The sequence below is a fragment of the Cedecea selenatireducens genome, assembly GCF_042138895.1.
Taxonomy (GTDB): Bacteria; Pseudomonadota; Gammaproteobacteria; order Enterobacterales; family Enterobacteriaceae; genus Cedecea; species Cedecea selenatireducens.
The window spans coordinates 149,351-165,199 of sequence record NZ_JBHIKW010000003.1 but is presented as its reverse complement, the minus strand read 5'-3'; the positions used below and the strand labels follow the sequence as shown (position 1 = coordinate 165,199).

General features: G+C 58.0%; 14 protein-coding genes. 5 read left to right on the top strand and 9 right to left on the bottom strand.

The window, feature by feature from the left end:
- Positions 1-9: 9 nt before the first annotated feature.
- Together ACE38U_RS06160 and ACE38U_RS06155 are read right to left on the bottom strand one after the other, a co-directional pair.
- Positions 10-1,251, bottom strand: coding sequence for a multifunctional CCA addition/repair protein (locus ACE38U_RS06160; RefSeq protein ID WP_038475871.1), 1,242 nt, complete (start codon positions 1,249-1,251; stop codon positions 10-12).
- Between the two features lie 81 nt (positions 1,252-1,332).
- Complete coding sequence (locus ACE38U_RS06155) at positions 1,333-1,953, bottom strand: TIGR04211 family SH3 domain-containing protein (protein ID WP_375529348.1); 621 nt, start codon at positions 1,951-1,953, stop codon at positions 1,333-1,335.
- Positions 1,954-2,188: 235 nt separating this feature from the next.
- On the opposite strand from ACE38U_RS06155, the gene ACE38U_RS06150 reads away from it, so the two are divergent.
- Genes ACE38U_RS06150 through hldE form a run of 3 tightly spaced genes read left to right on the top strand, consistent with a single transcriptional unit; the run spans position 2,189 to position 7,846 of the window.
- The gene (locus ACE38U_RS06150) at positions 2,189-3,487 is read left to right on the top strand and encodes a CYTH domain-containing protein (RefSeq protein ID WP_375529440.1); all 1,299 of its coding nucleotides are present in this window, start codon (positions 2,189-2,191) and stop codon (positions 3,485-3,487) included.
- A gap of 26 nt (positions 3,488-3,513) precedes the next feature.
- A complete protein-coding gene (gene glnE, locus ACE38U_RS06145; RefSeq protein ID WP_375529439.1) occupies positions 3,514-6,369 on the top strand; it encodes a bifunctional [glutamate--ammonia ligase]-adenylyl-L-tyrosine phosphorylase/[glutamate--ammonia-ligase] adenylyltransferase in 2,856 nt (951 codons plus the stop codon).
- Between the two features lie 49 nt (positions 6,370-6,418).
- A complete protein-coding gene (gene hldE, locus ACE38U_RS06140) occupies positions 6,419-7,846 on the top strand; it encodes a bifunctional D-glycero-beta-D-manno-heptose-7-phosphate kinase/D-glycero-beta-D-manno-heptose 1-phosphate adenylyltransferase HldE (RefSeq protein ID WP_038475862.1) in 1,428 nt (475 codons plus the stop codon).
- A 48-nt stretch (positions 7,847-7,894) separates the two neighbouring features.
- Here hldE and ACE38U_RS06135 read toward each other — a convergent pair whose 3' ends face one another.
- On the bottom strand, positions 7,895-9,238 hold the full coding sequence (locus tag ACE38U_RS06135) for an NCS2 family permease (protein ID WP_176982829.1): 1,344 nt from the start codon (positions 9,236-9,238) through the stop codon (positions 7,895-7,897).
- Between the two features lie 16 nt (positions 9,239-9,254).
- Positions 9,255-11,042, bottom strand: a complete 1,788-nt coding sequence (locus tag ACE38U_RS06130; RefSeq protein ID WP_375529347.1) for an adenine deaminase — start codon at positions 11,040-11,042, stop codon at positions 9,255-9,257.
- Between the two features lie 135 nt (positions 11,043-11,177).
- Between ACE38U_RS06130 and ACE38U_RS06125 the strand changes: the two genes are divergently transcribed.
- Together ACE38U_RS06125 and ACE38U_RS06120 are read left to right on the top strand one after the other, a co-directional pair.
- Entirely contained in the window at positions 11,178-12,104 is a 927-nt protein-coding gene (locus ACE38U_RS06125) for a LysR family transcriptional regulator (RefSeq protein WP_038475852.1), read from the top strand.
- A gap of 20 nt (positions 12,105-12,124) precedes the next feature.
- Positions 12,125-12,865: a CDP-diacylglycerol diphosphatase gene (locus tag ACE38U_RS06120; protein ID WP_375529346.1), complete on the top strand. Its 741-nt coding sequence runs from the start codon at positions 12,125-12,127 to the stop codon at positions 12,863-12,865.
- A gap of 40 nt (positions 12,866-12,905) precedes the next feature.
- On the opposite strand, the gene ACE38U_RS06115 is transcribed toward ACE38U_RS06120, so the two are convergent.
- From ACE38U_RS06115 to ACE38U_RS06095, 5 genes are all read right to left on the bottom strand, one after another.
- A complete protein-coding gene (locus tag ACE38U_RS06115; RefSeq protein WP_038475845.1) occupies positions 12,906-13,415 on the bottom strand; it encodes a YjjA family protein in 510 nt (169 codons plus the stop codon).
- 150 nt (positions 13,416-13,565) lie between these two features.
- Entirely contained in the window at positions 13,566-13,994 is a 429-nt protein-coding gene (locus tag ACE38U_RS06110; RefSeq protein WP_038475842.1) for an organic hydroperoxide resistance protein, read from the bottom strand.
- Between the two features lie 95 nt (positions 13,995-14,089).
- Positions 14,090-14,536 (bottom strand): MarR family winged helix-turn-helix transcriptional regulator, encoded by a 447-nt coding sequence (locus ACE38U_RS06105; protein ID WP_176982826.1) that lies wholly within the window; start codon positions 14,534-14,536, stop codon positions 14,090-14,092.
- A 72-nt stretch (positions 14,537-14,608) separates the two neighbouring features.
- Positions 14,609-15,082, bottom strand: coding sequence for a threonine/serine exporter (locus ACE38U_RS06100; RefSeq protein WP_038475836.1), 474 nt, complete (start codon positions 15,080-15,082; stop codon positions 14,609-14,611).
- Positions 15,073-15,849, bottom strand: coding sequence for a threonine/serine exporter family protein (locus tag ACE38U_RS06095; RefSeq protein ID WP_038475833.1), 777 nt, complete (start codon positions 15,847-15,849; stop codon positions 15,073-15,075). Before ACE38U_RS06095 ends, ACE38U_RS06100 begins: the two co-directional genes overlap by 10 nt.

Sequence of the window (15,849 nt, the reverse complement as noted above, 5' to 3'; positions counted from 1 at the left end):
CTGATGCCCTCAGCCTTGCGGCTGGGGGCAGTGCTGCTCCTTCCAGACCGCAACCGCTTTAATTCTCCGCTTCGTCAGCTCTTCCCTGATTGCCGGGCCGCTGAATCCAGCTTCAATCACTTCTTTGTTCGTTACGCTCTGCGCCGCAATCCAGGCCGCGCGCAGCATTCTGCCCTGCGGATAATCACTGGCCTCAAAACCGGTGCGCCCTCGGGCATCGGCCTCGCTGGTTAAGGCGATTTGCTCCACGCGATGCGGCTTACGCCAGGCGTCGATGGCGTCGAACAGCTTTATCACCGTTTTTGGCTGCAAAATCGGGAAGGTGTGGATCAGGTCGTGGAACTCGGCGACCAGTTTTGCCAGGTCACGAATGTCATTCGGGATGCGCAGGCGGGCACAAAGTTGCTCCACAAGCTTAACGCCCGCCGGGCCGTGGCCGTGGTGGCTTGGCCATTTTTCTTTTGGCGTCAACCCCTTGCCGAGGTCGTGACACAGCGTGGCAAAGCGAACGTCTACCTCCGGGCTAAGCTGCGCGGCAATAGACAGGGTCATCAGCGTATGAATACCGGTGTCTATTTCCGGGTGCCATTTTGCCGGCGCCGGAACGCCGTATAGCGCGTCGATTTCCGGGAACAGGACTTTCAGGGCGCCGCATTCGCGCAGCACGGCAAAAAAGACCTGCGGGTTACGGCTGGTCAGCGCGTTTTCCGTCTCCTTCCAGACGCGTTCGGCGGTGAGATGGGCGATTTCACCGTTGTCGGTCATTTCACGCATCAGCGCGAGGGTTTCTGGCGCTATCTGGAAATTCAGGTGGGCGTAGCGTGCAGCAAAACGCGCCACGCGCAGGACGCGCAGCGGGTCTTCATTGAAAGCCGGTGAAACATGGCGCAGCAGGCGACGCTCGATGTCGGCGAGGCCGTTATACGGATCGATAATCTCGCCGTTCTCATCCTGGGCAATGGCGTTGATCGTCAGGTCGCGGCGCAGGAGATCCTGTTCAAGCGTGACGTCCGGGGCTGAATAGCAGGTAAAGCCGGTATAGCCCTGGCCTGATTTCCTTTCGGTACGGGCCAGAGCATACTCTTCGTGGGTTTGCGGATGCAGGAACACAGGAAAGTCTTTCCCGACCTGCTCGTAGCCTTCATCCAGCATTTGCTGAGGCGTCATCCCAACCACAACCCAGTCTTTATCCTTAACCGGTAGTTTTAATAACCCATCACGAACTGCACCACCGACCAGATAAATCTTCACGCTTTACACCCCAGGCACCGTTATTGAACCACGAATGGTAAGTGTAGATGCGAGGGGGAAGCAACGGCTAATGTGTCGCCGTTAGTTCATCCAGCGGTCTTTCTTCTTACGGCTTGGGATCATGTGCGGAAGCAGCAGGCCAATCAGCAGGCCAAACCCAGCCACACCGCCGCCGTACATAAACCACTGCATGATGATGGCGCGCTGTTTATCGTCAAGCTGGACGTTGGCGGCATCCACCTTTTTCTTGGCGACGATTAGCTGGTTTTTGAGCTGCTGATTCTCGTCCTTCAGGCCGTTAATCACGGTGTCGCTCTGGGCAACCTTCTGCTGCATTTCAGCGGTACGCTGGTTCCAGGTTGTGTCGATGTTATTCAGCTTGTCGGTCAGCGTTTTGACCTGGTTTTCCAGATCGGGTACGCGGGTACGCAGGCTTGGATTGGCGCTCAGCTGAGCAAGCGGGATCCAGGAAGTGCGCCCGTTGCTGTCGCGTACCTGGCCGTATTTCGTTTCTTCATTGCTTTGCAGCAGCGTGACTTGTTCCCCTGCGTTGACGGTGCCAACCAGGCGGTAGTTATCGCCCGGGCCACTGCGGACCCAGGTGTTCAATTCATCAGAGACATAACGTTTTTCTTCGGCATGAGCCACGACGGAAACGCTAAGGGACAGCAAAGTGAGGCAAATCAGGCGTAATTTCTGCATTATTTCGTCGTTATTTTCATAAAGTGTGGAACGATAGTAGTGGCAACAGTCTGACGGTGCAATCCGTAAACCTGAATGAGAATCATCCTGATGTCAATTTCACCACCAGGCGTTCCTGCACTACCGCAAATTCGCTACCCGAAGGGGTATTTTGTCGTACTATTACAGACCTAATCGACGCTATTTAGTTCGCCAGGATGTTGCCTGGTGTGACGTAAACAAAAGTAAAGAAGACATGGCTCAGGAAATCGAACTCAAATTCATCGTTAACCCTGCTGCGCTTGACGCGCTGCGCGACAAGTTGAATGCCCTGCCGGGCGAGCACAGCGATCCACGGCAGTTGCTCAATATCTATTATGAAACAGCGGATAACCAGCTGCGTCGTCACGACATGGGGCTGCGCATTCGTGGGGATGCCGGGCGCTATGAAATGACGATGAAAATCGCCGGACGCGTGACCGGCGGGCTGCATCAGCGCCCTGAATATAACGTAGAGCTAAGCAAGCCCGAGCTGGATCTCGCTTTGCTGCCGGCGGAAGTGTGGCCCGAAGGGCTGGACGTGGCGGCGCTGCAGGCCGGGGTTAAGCCGCTGTTCAGCACCGACTTTGCGCGTGAAAAGTGGGTGGTTACTCACGGTGCGAGCCGCATTGAGCTGGCGCTGGATCTCGGTGAAGTGAAAGCCGGGGAGCACCAGACGCCGATCTGCGAACTCGAACTTGAACTGTTAGCCGGTGAAACGTCAGACCTGCTGGCCCTGGCGGAAAGCCTGGTCACTGAGCCTGGCCTGCGTCAGGGCAGCCTGAGCAAAGCGGCGCGCGGTTATCACCTGGCTCAAGGCAATGCGGTGCGCGAAGTGAAGCCGCTGGGCGTGCTCTACCCACCAGCTAAAGCCACCGTTGAACAAGGTCTGGAAGGTTCCCTGGAGCTGGCGCTCGCTCACTGGCTCTACCATGAAGAGCTGTGGCTTAGCGGCGTGAAAGCGGCCAGACAGCAGGTGATTGATGCCGTGGGCCTGGTGCGTCATGCTCTGGCGCTTTTCGGCGGCATAATTCCAAGAAAAGCGAGCACTCACTTGCGTGAGCAGCTGATTGCGCTTGAAACCCGCTTTGCCGACGATGAAAAAGCCGAGGCAATGGTGTACAGCGCGCAGGCAAGCAGCGCCAAACTGGCGTTGACCCGCTGGCTGGTGGAGCGCCAGTGGCAGGCGTTTGTTGATGAAAAAGCGCGCGCTAAGCTGGATGGCTCCTTCAAGCGTTTTGCCGATACTCACCTTTCCCGCCACGCGGCCGAGCTGAAAGAGACCTTCCAGCGCCCGCTGGGAGACAGCTATGCTGACCAGCTGCCGCGCCTGGCGCGTGAGACGGATTCTATTCGCCTGCTGGCCGGGGTATACAGCGATGCGCAAACTCAGCCATGGTTGGAAAACTGGCACGGACTGCGCCACGCCATCGTTACCCGCCAGCGCATCGAAATAGAGCATTACCGAAACGAAGCGATCTCGCAGGCGCCATTCTGGCTGCATAGCGGGAAATAATAGACTGGCAACGGATACCCACCATGATGTCGCTGACTCCTTTATTACAGCAGCACCTGCAGGCGTTTTTGCCGCGCCTGCCGCAAGAGATTGACTCCCTGACACTGAGCGACGAAGCTCGCGCGGTGCTGGCGATAAGTGATTTTGTTGGTGACAGCGTGGTGGCGTATCCCGCCTGGCTGCAAACGTTGCAGCAGGACGCGCCCAAGGCTGACGAATGGCAACATTATGCCGCCTGGCTGCAGCATGACTTGCAGGATGTACACGACGAAGCGGCATTAATGAAAGCGCTGCGTTTTTTCCGTCGCCGCATTATGGTGCGCATTGCCTGGGGGCAGGCGCTGGAGCAGGTGGATACCCAAAGCACGCTGCAACAGCTTAGCGTGCTGGCTGAAACGCTTATCGTGGCCGCCCGCGACTGGCTCTATGCTGCCTGCTGTCGCGAGTGGGGCACGCCCTGTAACGCAGCCGGAGAGCCTCAGCCGCTGCTGATCCTCGGCATGGGCAAGCTCGGCGGTGGCGAACTGAATTTCTCTTCCGATATCGACCTGATTTTTGCCTGGCCGGAGAACGGTTCAACCCAGGGCGGACGACGCGAGCTGGATAACGCCCAGTTCTTTACCCGCATGGGGCAACGCCTGATTAAAGTCCTCGACCAGCCGACGCAGGACGGTTTTGTTTACCGCGTGGATATGCGCCTGCGTCCGTTTGGCGACAGCGGCCCGCTGGTGCTCAGCTTTGCCGCGCTGGAAGATTATTACCAGGAGCAGGGGCGCGACTGGGAGCGCTACGCGATGGTGAAAGCGCGCATTATGGGTGACAACGACGACGTGTGGAGCCAGGAGCTGCGCAACACGCTGCGCCCGTTCGTGTTCCGCCGCTACATCGACTTTAGCGTGATCCAGTCCTTGCGTAACATGAAGGGCATGATTGCCCGCGAAGTGCGCCGCCGGGGGCTGACGGACAATATTAAGCTCGGCGCGGGCGGTATCCGTGAAATCGAGTTTATCGTTCAGGTCTTCCAGCTCATCCGCGGCGGGCGAGAGCCTTCGCTGCAGTCCCGCTCTCTGCTGCCTACCCTCGACGCCATCCAGCAGCTTCATTTGCTCCCGGAAGAGGATGCACAGAAACTCCGCGCGGCCTACCTCTATTTGCGTCGGCTGGAAAACCTGCTGCAAAGTATCAACGACGAGCAGACGCAAACCTTGCCGGGGGACGATCTTAATCGCGCTCGCCTGGCCTGGGCGATGCAGGCCGCAGACTGGAATGCGCTTCAGCAGACGCTGCTGCTGCATATGAACGACGTGCGCCAGGTCTTTAATGACCTGATTGGCGACGATGAGCCCGAAGCCGGGGAGGATAAAGTCTCTGAGGCATGGCGTGAACTGTGGATTGACGCCCTGGACGCCGATGAAAATACGGCGGTGCTAAGTCATTTAACTGCTGAGGCACGGGCCGAATTACTCAAGCAAGTTAGCCATTTCCGTCAGGAGATCGACAAGCGCACTATTGGCCCACGTGGCCGCCAGGTGCTGGATCAGCTGCTGCCGCACCTGCTGAGCGAAGTCTGTTCCCGGGCCGACGCGCCGTTGACGTTTTCCCGCTTAACGCCGTTGCTGTTTGGCATTCTCACCCGCACGACCTATCTGGAGCTGCTCAGCGAATTCCCCGGCGCGCTCAAGCACCTGATCACACTCTGTGCGGCCTCGCCGATGATTGCCGCGCAGCTTGCCAGCTACCCGCTGCTGCTTGATGAATTGCTCGATCCCAACACGCTGTACCAGCCAACGGCAATGGATGCTTATCGCGACGAACTCCGTCAGTACCTGCTGCGAGTGCCGGACGAAGACGAAGAGCAGCAGCTCGAAGCGTTACGCCAGTTCAAACAGGCCCAGATGCTGCGCGTGGCGGCAGCCGATATCGCCGGAACCTTGCCGGTCATGAAGGTTAGCGACCATTTGACCTGGCTTGCCGAGGCTATTCTGGATGCGGTGGTTCAGCGAGCCTGGACGCAAATGGTGGCGCGCTACGGTCAGCCCCGGCATCTGCAGGACAGAGAAGGCCGTGGCTTTGCCGTGCTGGGATACGGAAAACTGGGCGGCTGGGAACTGGGCTACAGTTCCGATCTGGATTTGGTCTTCCTGCACGATTGCCCGATGGAAGTCATGACGGACGGCGAGCGGGAAATCGATGGTCGCCAGTTCTACCTGCGCCTTGCCCAGCGCATTATGCACCTGTTCAGCACGCGAACCTCGACCGGTATTCTGTACGAAGTCGATGCTCGTCTCAGGCCATCCGGTGCGGCAGGAATGCTGGTGACAACGGCAGAATCCTTTGCCGATTATCAGAAAAATGAAGCCTGGACCTGGGAGCATCAGGCGCTGGTCCGGGCCCGCGTTGTTTACGGTGACCCGGCGCTTAACCGCCAGTTTGATGCCATTCGTCGCGAGATCCTTTGCACGCCACGAGAAGGGCAGGCGCTGCAGGTTGAAGTGCGCGAGATGCGTGAAAAAATGCGCGCGCATCTGGGCAATAAACACCGCGATCGTTTTGATATTAAAGCCGATGAAGGCGGTATCACTGACATCGAATTTATTACGCAATATCTGGTGCTGCGCTATGCCAGCGAAGCGCCGAAGCTTACCCGCTGGTCTGATAACGTCCGCATTCTGGAGCTGATGGCGCAAAACGACATTGTGGCAGAGTCCGAGGCTAAAGCCCTGACCCACGCCTATGTCACGCTGCGCGATGAATTGCACCATCTGGCGTTACAGGAATTGCCTGGGAACGTTGCGCTGGACGCTTTCGTTGAAGAACGTGAGCAGGTGCGCCGCAGCTGGCAAACCTGGCTTGGCGAGCCGCAAACGCACGCCGGGGCGTAATTATGTTATCATCCCGCGCAAAATTTTATCCCTCGCTGGAGAGTCAGGAATGAAAGTAACGCTGCCCGAATACAGCCGTGCAGGCGTCATGGTGGTTGGTGATGTGATGCTGGATCGCTACTGGTACGGCCCAACCAGCCGTATCTCGCCGGAAGCCCCGGTGCCGGTGGTAAAGGTGGATACCATTGAAGAACGCCCTGGCGGTGCGGCTAACGTGGCGATGAACATTGCTTCGCTTGGCGCTAATTCTCGCCTGGTCGGCCTGACCGGTATTGACGATGCGGCTCGTGCGCTCAGCCAAAGCCTGGCCGGCGTCAACGTGAAGTGCGACTTCGTGTCCGTTCCGACTCACCCAACGATTACCAAGCTGCGCGTGCTTTCCCGTAACCAGCAGCTGATTCGCCTCGACTTTGAAGAAGGGTTTGAGGGCGTAGATCCAGAACCCTTGCACGAGCGTATCAGCCAGGCGCTGCCGCAGATTGGCGCGCTGGTGCTTTCCGACTACGCCAAAGGCGCGTTGGCAACCGTGCAACAGATGATTCGCCTCGCGCGTGAAGCCAAAGTGCCGGTGCTGATCGACCCGAAAGGTACGGACTTTGAGCGTTACCGTGGTGCCACGCTGCTGACCCCGAATCTTTCCGAGTTCGAGGCCGTGGTCGGCAAATGCAAAACCGAAGCCGAGCTGGTGGAACGAGGCATGAAGCTGATTGCCGACTATGAACTGTCGGCGCTGCTGGTGACGCGTTCCGAGCAGGGCATGACGCTGCTGCAGCCGGGCATTGAGCCATTCCATCTGCCAACCCAGGCGCAGGAAGTCTACGACGTGACCGGGGCCGGTGATACGGTGATCGGCGTGCTGGCGGCGACGCTTGCGGCGGGAAACTCTCTGGAAGAAGCTTGCTACTTCGCCAACGCTGCGGCGGGCGTGGTCGTTGGCAAGCTGGGAACGTCAACCGTTTCTCCGGTCGAGCTGGAAAACGCGGTACGTGGTCGCGCAGAAACGGGCTTTGGCGTAATGACTGAAGCCGAGCTGAAAGTTGCCGTCGCCGCTGCGCGCAAGCGCGGTGAGCGTGTAGTGATGACCAACGGCGTGTTCGATATTCTGCATGCGGGCCACGTATCTTACCTGGCGAACGCCCGCAAGCTGGGTGACCGTTTGATTGTGGCGGTGAACAGCGATGCTTCTACCAAACGCCTGAAAGGCGAAACTCGCCCGGTCAACCCGCAGGATCAGCGCATGATCGTGCTGGCGGCGCTGGAAGCCGTGGACTGGGTAGTGCTGTTTGAAGAAGACACGCCGCAGCGCCTGATTGGTGAGGTCCTGCCGGATCGTTTAGTGAAGGGCGGCGACTACAAACCAGAACAGATTGCCGGCAGCAAAGAAGTTTGGGCCAACGGCGGGGAAGTGATGGTACTGAACTTCGAAGATGGCTGCTCTACCACCAATATCATCAAGAAGATCCAGACCAACGGCTAAATCCAGCCGCCTGAAGAAAAATGCCCTCTTCCGAGGGCATTTTTGTTTCTAGTGCTTCACTAACGTGGCGAAGTAATAGACCAGCGGAATCGCCAGCAGGTACAGCCCCACCGGAATTTCACGCCACTTACCGGCAATCACTTTAATGATGATGTAGAACAGCAGACCGCCGGCGATCCCGGTGCCGAAGCTGTTGGCGATAAGCGTGATCATCACCATCATCAGTACCGGCAGGCCGTCGGTAAAGTTCCCCAGATCCACTTTGCGCAGGCCGCTGAACATGTTCAGGCCGATAAGGATCAGCGCGGGTGCAGTCGCTTCTTTAGGGATCATCAGTGCGATCGGCGTAAACAGCAGCATCAGCAGGAACATCACCGCCGCCGCCAGCGCGGTCAGGCCGGTTTTACCGCCAGCTTCTGCCGCCGCCGAAGACTCAATCAGCGCGGTGGCGGCCGGAATGCCGACCCACGGGCCCAGCGCTGCGGCAATGGAGTCCACCATAAACGGACGGTTGATGTGCTGCATGTTGCCATGTTCGTCCAGCAGCCCGGCTTCGCCGCCCACCGCCAGCGTGGTGCCCATAGTGGAGAAAAACTCTGAAGCAAAGAACACAAACAGGAACGGCAGGAAGGCGATGTTCAGCGCGCCGAGCATATCAACGTGGCCCAAGACCGGTGCCAGCGAGTGCGGCATAGCGATAAAGCTTTGCGGCAGATGGGTGACGCCCAGCGGTATGCCGACCAGCGTGGCAAACAGGATAGCCCACAAAATGGCGCCCGGTATGCGGCGAGCCTGAAGGGCAATGGCCAGGAACAGGCCGCACAGCGCAACCATCGCGCCAGCAGAGGTAAAGTCGCCGAGCGCCAGAGCGTTGGTTTTCGCGTTTGCCAGCACCAGGCCAGCGTTACGGAAGCCCAGCACCGCGACGAACAGCCCGATGGAGGCCGTAAGCCCGAGCTTTATCGACTGCGGCACCGAGCGCGTCACGACCTCGCGCAGGCCGAGGCGGGTAAGCGCAAAGAACAGAATGCCTGACCAGCAGGCGATGCCGAGGCCAATCTGCCAGCCAATATGCTCGCTCCCGGCGAGCGTAACGCCCACCAGCACCGAGCCGCCGATACCCGGCCCGACAATAAACGGCAGGTTGCCGTAAAACGCCATCAGCAGGGTGCCGATGACGAAGACGATGATCGTCCCGGTAGTTGCCGCGCCTTTATCCATGCCGCCTACGGCAAGCAGGCCGGGGATAACCACTAAAAGATAAGCTGCAGCGAGAAAGCCGGTCACGCCCGCGAGGCATTCGGTTTTCACTTTGCTTTGGCGGCTGCGGAGCTGGAATCGCCGCTCCAGCCAGCTTTCACTGGCGGCCTGAGACACTGAATTTTCGGCCATTATTTGGCTCTCCGGATTAATGTGTTGTGTGTGCGTCTGCCGGATGTTCGTGGCATTCAATAAGCGGGTCGACTATCTGGCGAGTGCTGCCATCCGTCAGGCCCAGATCGGTCAAATGTGGCCCGGCGTTACAGGCGAGGCAGGTGCCTTCGATAGCCTTGAACACGCGGTACGGCGGCTCCCAGTCGGCGACTTTATTGCTCAATTCGCGTAATTGAGCAAACTGCTGCGCCAGCTCGGCGGCGGGAAGATCGGAGAGCATTCCGGCAATCGGCATTTCTACCTTCGCCAGCATCTGCCCGTTCTGGCTCAGCGCCATCCCGCCCCCGCAGGCGATAAGCTCGTTGGCGGCCAGCGCCATGTCGTGCGGATCTCTGCCCAGCACCACCAGATTGTGCGAGTCGTGCGAATAGGTTGTGGCAATGGCCCCGCGAAGTTCTCCCCAGCCTTCGAGCAGCGCCAGCTGAGGTTTTGCCTCGTGGCGGCCGTGACGATGCTGAACCCAAATCAGGCTGAAACCTTCTGGCAGCTGGACTTCACCGTGCCGGACTTCCACCTCGACTTCGCTCCATTGGGTGAAGCGAGCGCCCTTGATGTGGCGCAGGCGTGCGCGGCCATTGTTGACCGGCACTTTGAGTACAAAATCGTTTGGGTTTAGCGGCTGCAGCTGCACGGTATCTCGCGGAGGAACGATAGACGGCGCCGCGACGGGCTCCAGCATTTTCCCCTGTTCGGCTACAAGCTTCCCGGCAACGTAAACGGTTTTGGCGCTCAGTTTTTCCAGTGAATCAAACACCACCAGATCGGCGGTGCGCCCTGCGGCAACCAGACCGAGATCCGGGCGCTGCAGGCGCAGCGAGGCATTGAGCGTGGCCAGACGCAAAGCATCCGTGGCCTTCATGCCGTGATCAATAAGCAGGTTAAGCAGCGCCACAATCCCCCCTTTTGCCAGCAGCATGTCCGGCGGCACGTCATCGGTGCAGACGGTGACCTGTGAGGAAAGATGCGGCAGGCCGTTCAGCGCGGCGACGATCTCCGGCAGCAGATACGGGTGTGAACCACGAATTTCCAAAGTCAGCCCGGCGCGCAGTTTTTCCAGCGCATCTGCCGCGGAGGTCAGTTCATGGTCGGACGTTACGCCAGCCGCCAGGTAGGCCTGCAGTCCAGCGCCGCTGAGGCCCCGCGCATGCCCTTCAATCAGCTTGCCGCTCTCCAGGCCAGCGTTAAGAATTTCCAGCATTCTCTCGCTGCCGTTGAGCACGCCGTGCATATCCATCACTTCGGCTACGCCTGCCACTTCAGGCCAGGAGAGCAGGGTTTCCATCTCTTTCCCGGCAAAATCTGCGCCGGACATCTCCAGCCCCGGCGTTGAAGGCACGCTGGACGGCGCCGCGCAGATCACGCGCAGCGGCAGGTTGCGGCTGGCGTCAACGGCGTAGCGTACGCCCTCAATGCCGAGCACGTTCGCCAGCTCGTGCGGATCCCAAAAAATAGTTGTGGTGCCCTGGGCAACGACGATTTCGGCATAGCGGGCGGGCGGCAGGTGGGAGCTTTCAACGTGAACGTGGGTATCCATCAGCCCTGGGCTGAGGTAATTGCCGGCAAGATCGTGGGTCTGGGCGGCATCTTCGCGGCTGCCGCGAGGATGTACGCTGGCGATAAGCGTGCCGACTATACCGACATCGGCTTCACGTGTTTCTCCGGTTGCCATATCAACGACTCTGCCATTAATGAGCAGCAGGTCGAAAGGCGCTTCACCGAGGGCGGCTTTTACCGCCCGGCGTCGTAAATCAGCAGAGGTCATGGCAGGGTTCCAAAAAAGAGGCTCTGGCGGCTACTCTAGGCAGGGGAATACGCTTTGCCCAGATGATTTAATTTATCAGCCGATAAGAAACGTTTATCCTGTGGCAAACGTTTACCTGGCAACCCTGATACCCCAATGGCTGAACCCTGGCAGCGCCTTCCCGCACTCTCGTTAAAACAGATCCAGTATTTTGTGACGCTGGCGAAACTTCGTCATTTCACCGATACCGCCAGCCGGCTGGCGATCAGTCAGCCCGCGCTGAGCAGCGCGCTACGGCAGATTGAGTCCGTGCTGGGCGGCAAGCTGGTAAATCGTACCGCGGCCGCAGTGACATTAACGGACTTAGGCGCGGCGCTGCTGCCTCATGCCGAACGCGTGCTCAACGTCGCGCAGCGCTCCTTTGACGATATGCAGCGTATTGTGCAGGACGGAGGCGACGGCACGCTTCGCATAGGCCTGGTGCCGTCGGTAGGTAGCCTGCTGTTCCCCGATATTCCCCAATTGATCGCCGAAGCTTTTCCTCGCCTGCGCGTAGAGTTTCACGATCGCACCAACGATGCGCTGATAGCCCAACTGGAAAGCGGTCAGCTGGACTTTGGCCTGGGCGCGCTGGACAGTTCGGTGCCTAAAACGCTGGAAATCCATCCGCTGCAGGAGGATCCCTTTGTGGCGGTAGTCAACTGTCACGATCCTCTGGCAGAATCCAGCCATGCGCCGTGGCGGAGCCTGGTGAAGCGGGACATCGCCGTATTTTCAAAAGGCAATATCAGCCGGCTGGTGGCGGCAATGGCCGAAAGCCAGCGGCTGACGCTAAATGCACGCTATCAGGTCGATTTTATTGAAACGCTTTACGGGCTGGTGCGCTCGCAGCTGGCGGTGGCGATTTTGCCGCAGCTTTACACCACCTTTTTGCAGGACCCCGAGCTGAAAGTGATTCATTTGCAGCAGCCTTCGCTCAGCCGCACCGTGGCGCTGATGCGAAGCACCGAGCCGTTTGCGCCGCAAATTGAAGCCTGCTTCCAGCTTATTGTTCGCGTATTACAACAACGAAAAGCACCCTGATTTCACAAGGAAAACCTGACATGAAAAAGATCCTGCGCGTGGTGGTTGTGCTGCTGATTTTGCTGCTGGCCGCCGTCGCAATCCGCCTGTGGCTGCTGCATCGCCACAGTGATGCTCTCTGGAATATCATCAGCCAGCAGTGCATTCCTAACCAGCAGCAGAACAACTCACCGGCGCCTTGCCTGAAGGTCGACCTGGCGCAGCGCTACCTGGTGTTCAAAGATGCGAAGGGCCCGCTGCATACTCTGCTGATGCCGACGGACAAAATTACCGGCATTGAAAGCCCGAAAATTCTCGAAAACGGCGCGCCAAACTATTTCCAGGACGCGTGGGATAACCGCCATTTCCTGCTGGATGAAACCACAAAAGCGGTGCGAGATGACGATTTAGTGCTGGCAATCAATTCCCGCTACGGGCGCTCCCAGAACCAGCTACATATTCATCTCTCCTGCCTGCGTCCTGAGGTGTACCAGTCCATTAACCAGCTTGCCGATAAAGTGGGTACCCAGTGGCAGCCGTTTGGCGCGGAGATCCTCGGGCATAAATATCTGGCGATAAAAGTCCCTGCAGAAGCTAATCCGTTTACCGTGCTGGCGGAGTATGTGAAGGCGCAGGATGACGAAATGGAGAACTTTGGCCTGGCGCGCGTGGTGACAGCGAAAGGGGATGTGGTGCTGTTGGCCAATCCTCGCCAGCTGCTGGGCGGGAATCAGGGCTCGGCGGAAGAGATGCTGGACTACAGCTGCTCGCTGGCAAACTAAATAAAAACGGCCTCTTCGAGAGGCCGTTTCTTTGCTGCCGTTACGACAGGTAATTCATGCCCTGTTTGAGTACCAGGTCGCAGGCTTTAGTTTTCACTTTTTCGGCTAGCGGCGAGTTGCCGATGCTGTTCAGATCCAGCTTCTGACCGTTGGCCGTATTCAGCAGGCCCATTAGACCCTGGTTGTAGTCCTGCTTGTCGGCAGGCTTGGTGCTGCTTTCCAGCCCCAGCTTAGTCATCAGCTGGTTTTTGATATTGTCGGTATTGGTGACGGAAGCCAGTTTATTCTTCGCGCAGTATTCCATTACGCCGGCCGCATTGGTCATCGTGCTTGAGCTAAGTGACTTGCTGTTGCCGTTAAGCAGGCTGGTCAATGAAGAGAGAGAAAGACCGCCACTTTGAGCGCCGTTGCTGGCGGTCGTGCCGTTGCTTTTGCTCAGCTCGCTTGCGGCACTGGAAAGCTGATCCTGCCAGCTTGCAGCAGTTGCCTCGCCGGTGAAAAAGGCCGCTGCCAGAGCCATGGCGCAGAGAGTTTTATTCCTTGCTTTCATCTTGTGATACTCGCTTTGTTTGCCTGCAGTGCAGGAGATTTCAGGCGAGAGTATAGCGCTTTGGCCGCAAGCAGGGGGATTGAGAGTTGTCTTAAACCGGGGATTCAGGTGAAAAAGCCGGGTTTCCCCGGCTCGTTACATCAGTTCACATCAGTTGATGATGTTCAGGGTCACGTCGATGTTGCCGCGGGTCGCGTTGGAGTAAGGGCAAACGATGTGTGCTGCGTCGACCAGTTTTTTCGCTTCGGCAGCGTCCATACCAGGCAGGTGGATGTTCAGCTTAGCTTCGATGCCGAAACCGGTCGGCAGTGGCCCGATGCCGACTTCACCTTCAATGAAAGCTTCAGACGGCATGGAGATTTTGTCACGGCCGGAGACGAACTTCATCGCGCCCAGGAAGCAGGCAGAATAGCCTGCGGCGAATAGCTGCTCAGGGTTAGTGACTTCGCCACCCGCGCCGCCCATCTCTTTTGGCAGGCCCAGCTTGACGTCCAGCACGCCGTCGGAAGAGGTTGCGCGGCCTTCACGGCCACCGGTAGCTTTGGCTTTTGCGGTATAAACGACTTTTTCTAAAGACATGGCAGGTTCCTCATCTTACATTGCATTTACGCTATAAAATAGCGTGCGATTTATATGGTGTTTTAAAAACCGCCGACAATATCGACGGTTAATTATTACGTATTTAAATTACTGCGCAAGGTTTCCAGCTGTGTTTTGAGCGCCAGCATGCTGTCCACGCTGCAGGCCGAAGCACAGCGGACGGAATCTGGAATACCCAGCGCTTTTTCCTGCAGCGCTTTCCCTTCCTGGGTCAGCGTCACGGCTACCTGGCGCTCATCTTCGCGTGAACGCTGACGTAACAGCAGCCCCGCGTTTTCCAGGCGTTTCAGCAGCGGAGTCAGGGTGGCCGAGTCTAAAAACAGACGCTCGCCAATTTGCGACACCGTGACATCGTCCTGCTCCCACAGCACCAGCATCACCAGATATTGCGGATAGGTAAGCTGCAGCGGCGCGAGCAGCTGGCGGTAGAGCTTGTTCACCGCCAGGTTGGCGGAGTAGAGCGCGAAGCAAAGCTGGTTGTCCAGCAGCAGGGCGTTCGTTTCGGTCGATGTCTTCTTCATGGTTCTCAATATAGATAGTGCACTATTAAATAGCAAGTTTTATTTTGCGGCGGCTTCTCTGCCCGCTCATCATCAGACCCGAGGTTTTTTGCGATACAGCCAAAGCCCCGGCAGCGAGAGGCCAATCGACAGCGCGCCTACGATAAACGAAGCCTTCAGAAAATTAGTCACCAGCTGGATCATCAGCGGATCGCTGTAGCCGAAGTGTGTCAATTTTACCGCCGAGATCATGGCGGTGTAGGCGTAGATCCCTGGGAACATGGGAATAACGGCCGCAACGGTGAAAACTTTTGGATGAGCAAGATACCAGCGTGACCACTGAATACCAATGATGCCGACCAGAATCGAAGCCAGAAAAGTGCTCCATTCGATGTTCAGGCCTGCGCTCATCATCGCCATACGCGAACCGTGGCCGATGCCGCCGAGCAGGGCGCAGTAGGGCAGGGCGCGCTGGGGTACGTTAAACACCAGCGCAAAACCTGCCGCCGGCACGGCGGACAGCGCCATATCCTGAAGCAAAGCCAGAATAAATTCGATTATGCCCATCCTCGCAGCCCCCATACCGACATCGCCATCACCACGCCGATGCAGGTGGCAAGCGTGAGCAGGCTGGCCATCGCCCAGCGGGCCAGGCCGGTGTTGACGTGGCCTTTGAACATATCGGCTACGGCGTTAATCAGCGGGAAACCGGGAACCAGCAGCAGTACGCTTGCGGCCATCGCAATGTTGGAGGTAGCGGCAAACGGGCCCTTGGCGATCAGCAGCCCGGAGACGCTGGTGGCGACAAACGCGGTGATGCAGAAGTTTATCTGTGGGTGAAGCTGGCGATGCGTGAGCAACTGGCGTACATACATCGCCAGCGAGCTGGCAATAAAGGTGACCAGCGCGCCGTCCCAGCCGCCGTTATTCAGTTTGCAGAAGCAGCCGCAGGAAAGACCGACCATCAGCATCACCATCCAGCGCGGGTAGCGCAGCGGTTTGATGTGTTCGAAGCGCTTATGAACGTCCCCTGCATCGAGCAGTTTGTGTTCGGCGAGGATCACGATGTGCTGCACTTCGGTCACAACATGCATATTGATCCCGCGATCGACATTTTTACGCGTGGTCGTCAGGCATTGGTTGTCTTTGATGGTGCTGAGCACAATGGCGTTAGCGGAGATTGAGCTTTCCACGCTGTCCATGCCCAGCGCTTTGCCGAGGCGGGTTGAAAGCTCTTCTACCAGCGCGCTTTCTGCCCCGTGCTGCAGCAAAAAGAGCGCACACTGAATACATAAACGAGTGACGTCCCGTTGGGGAACAACATCTGGCTGCAT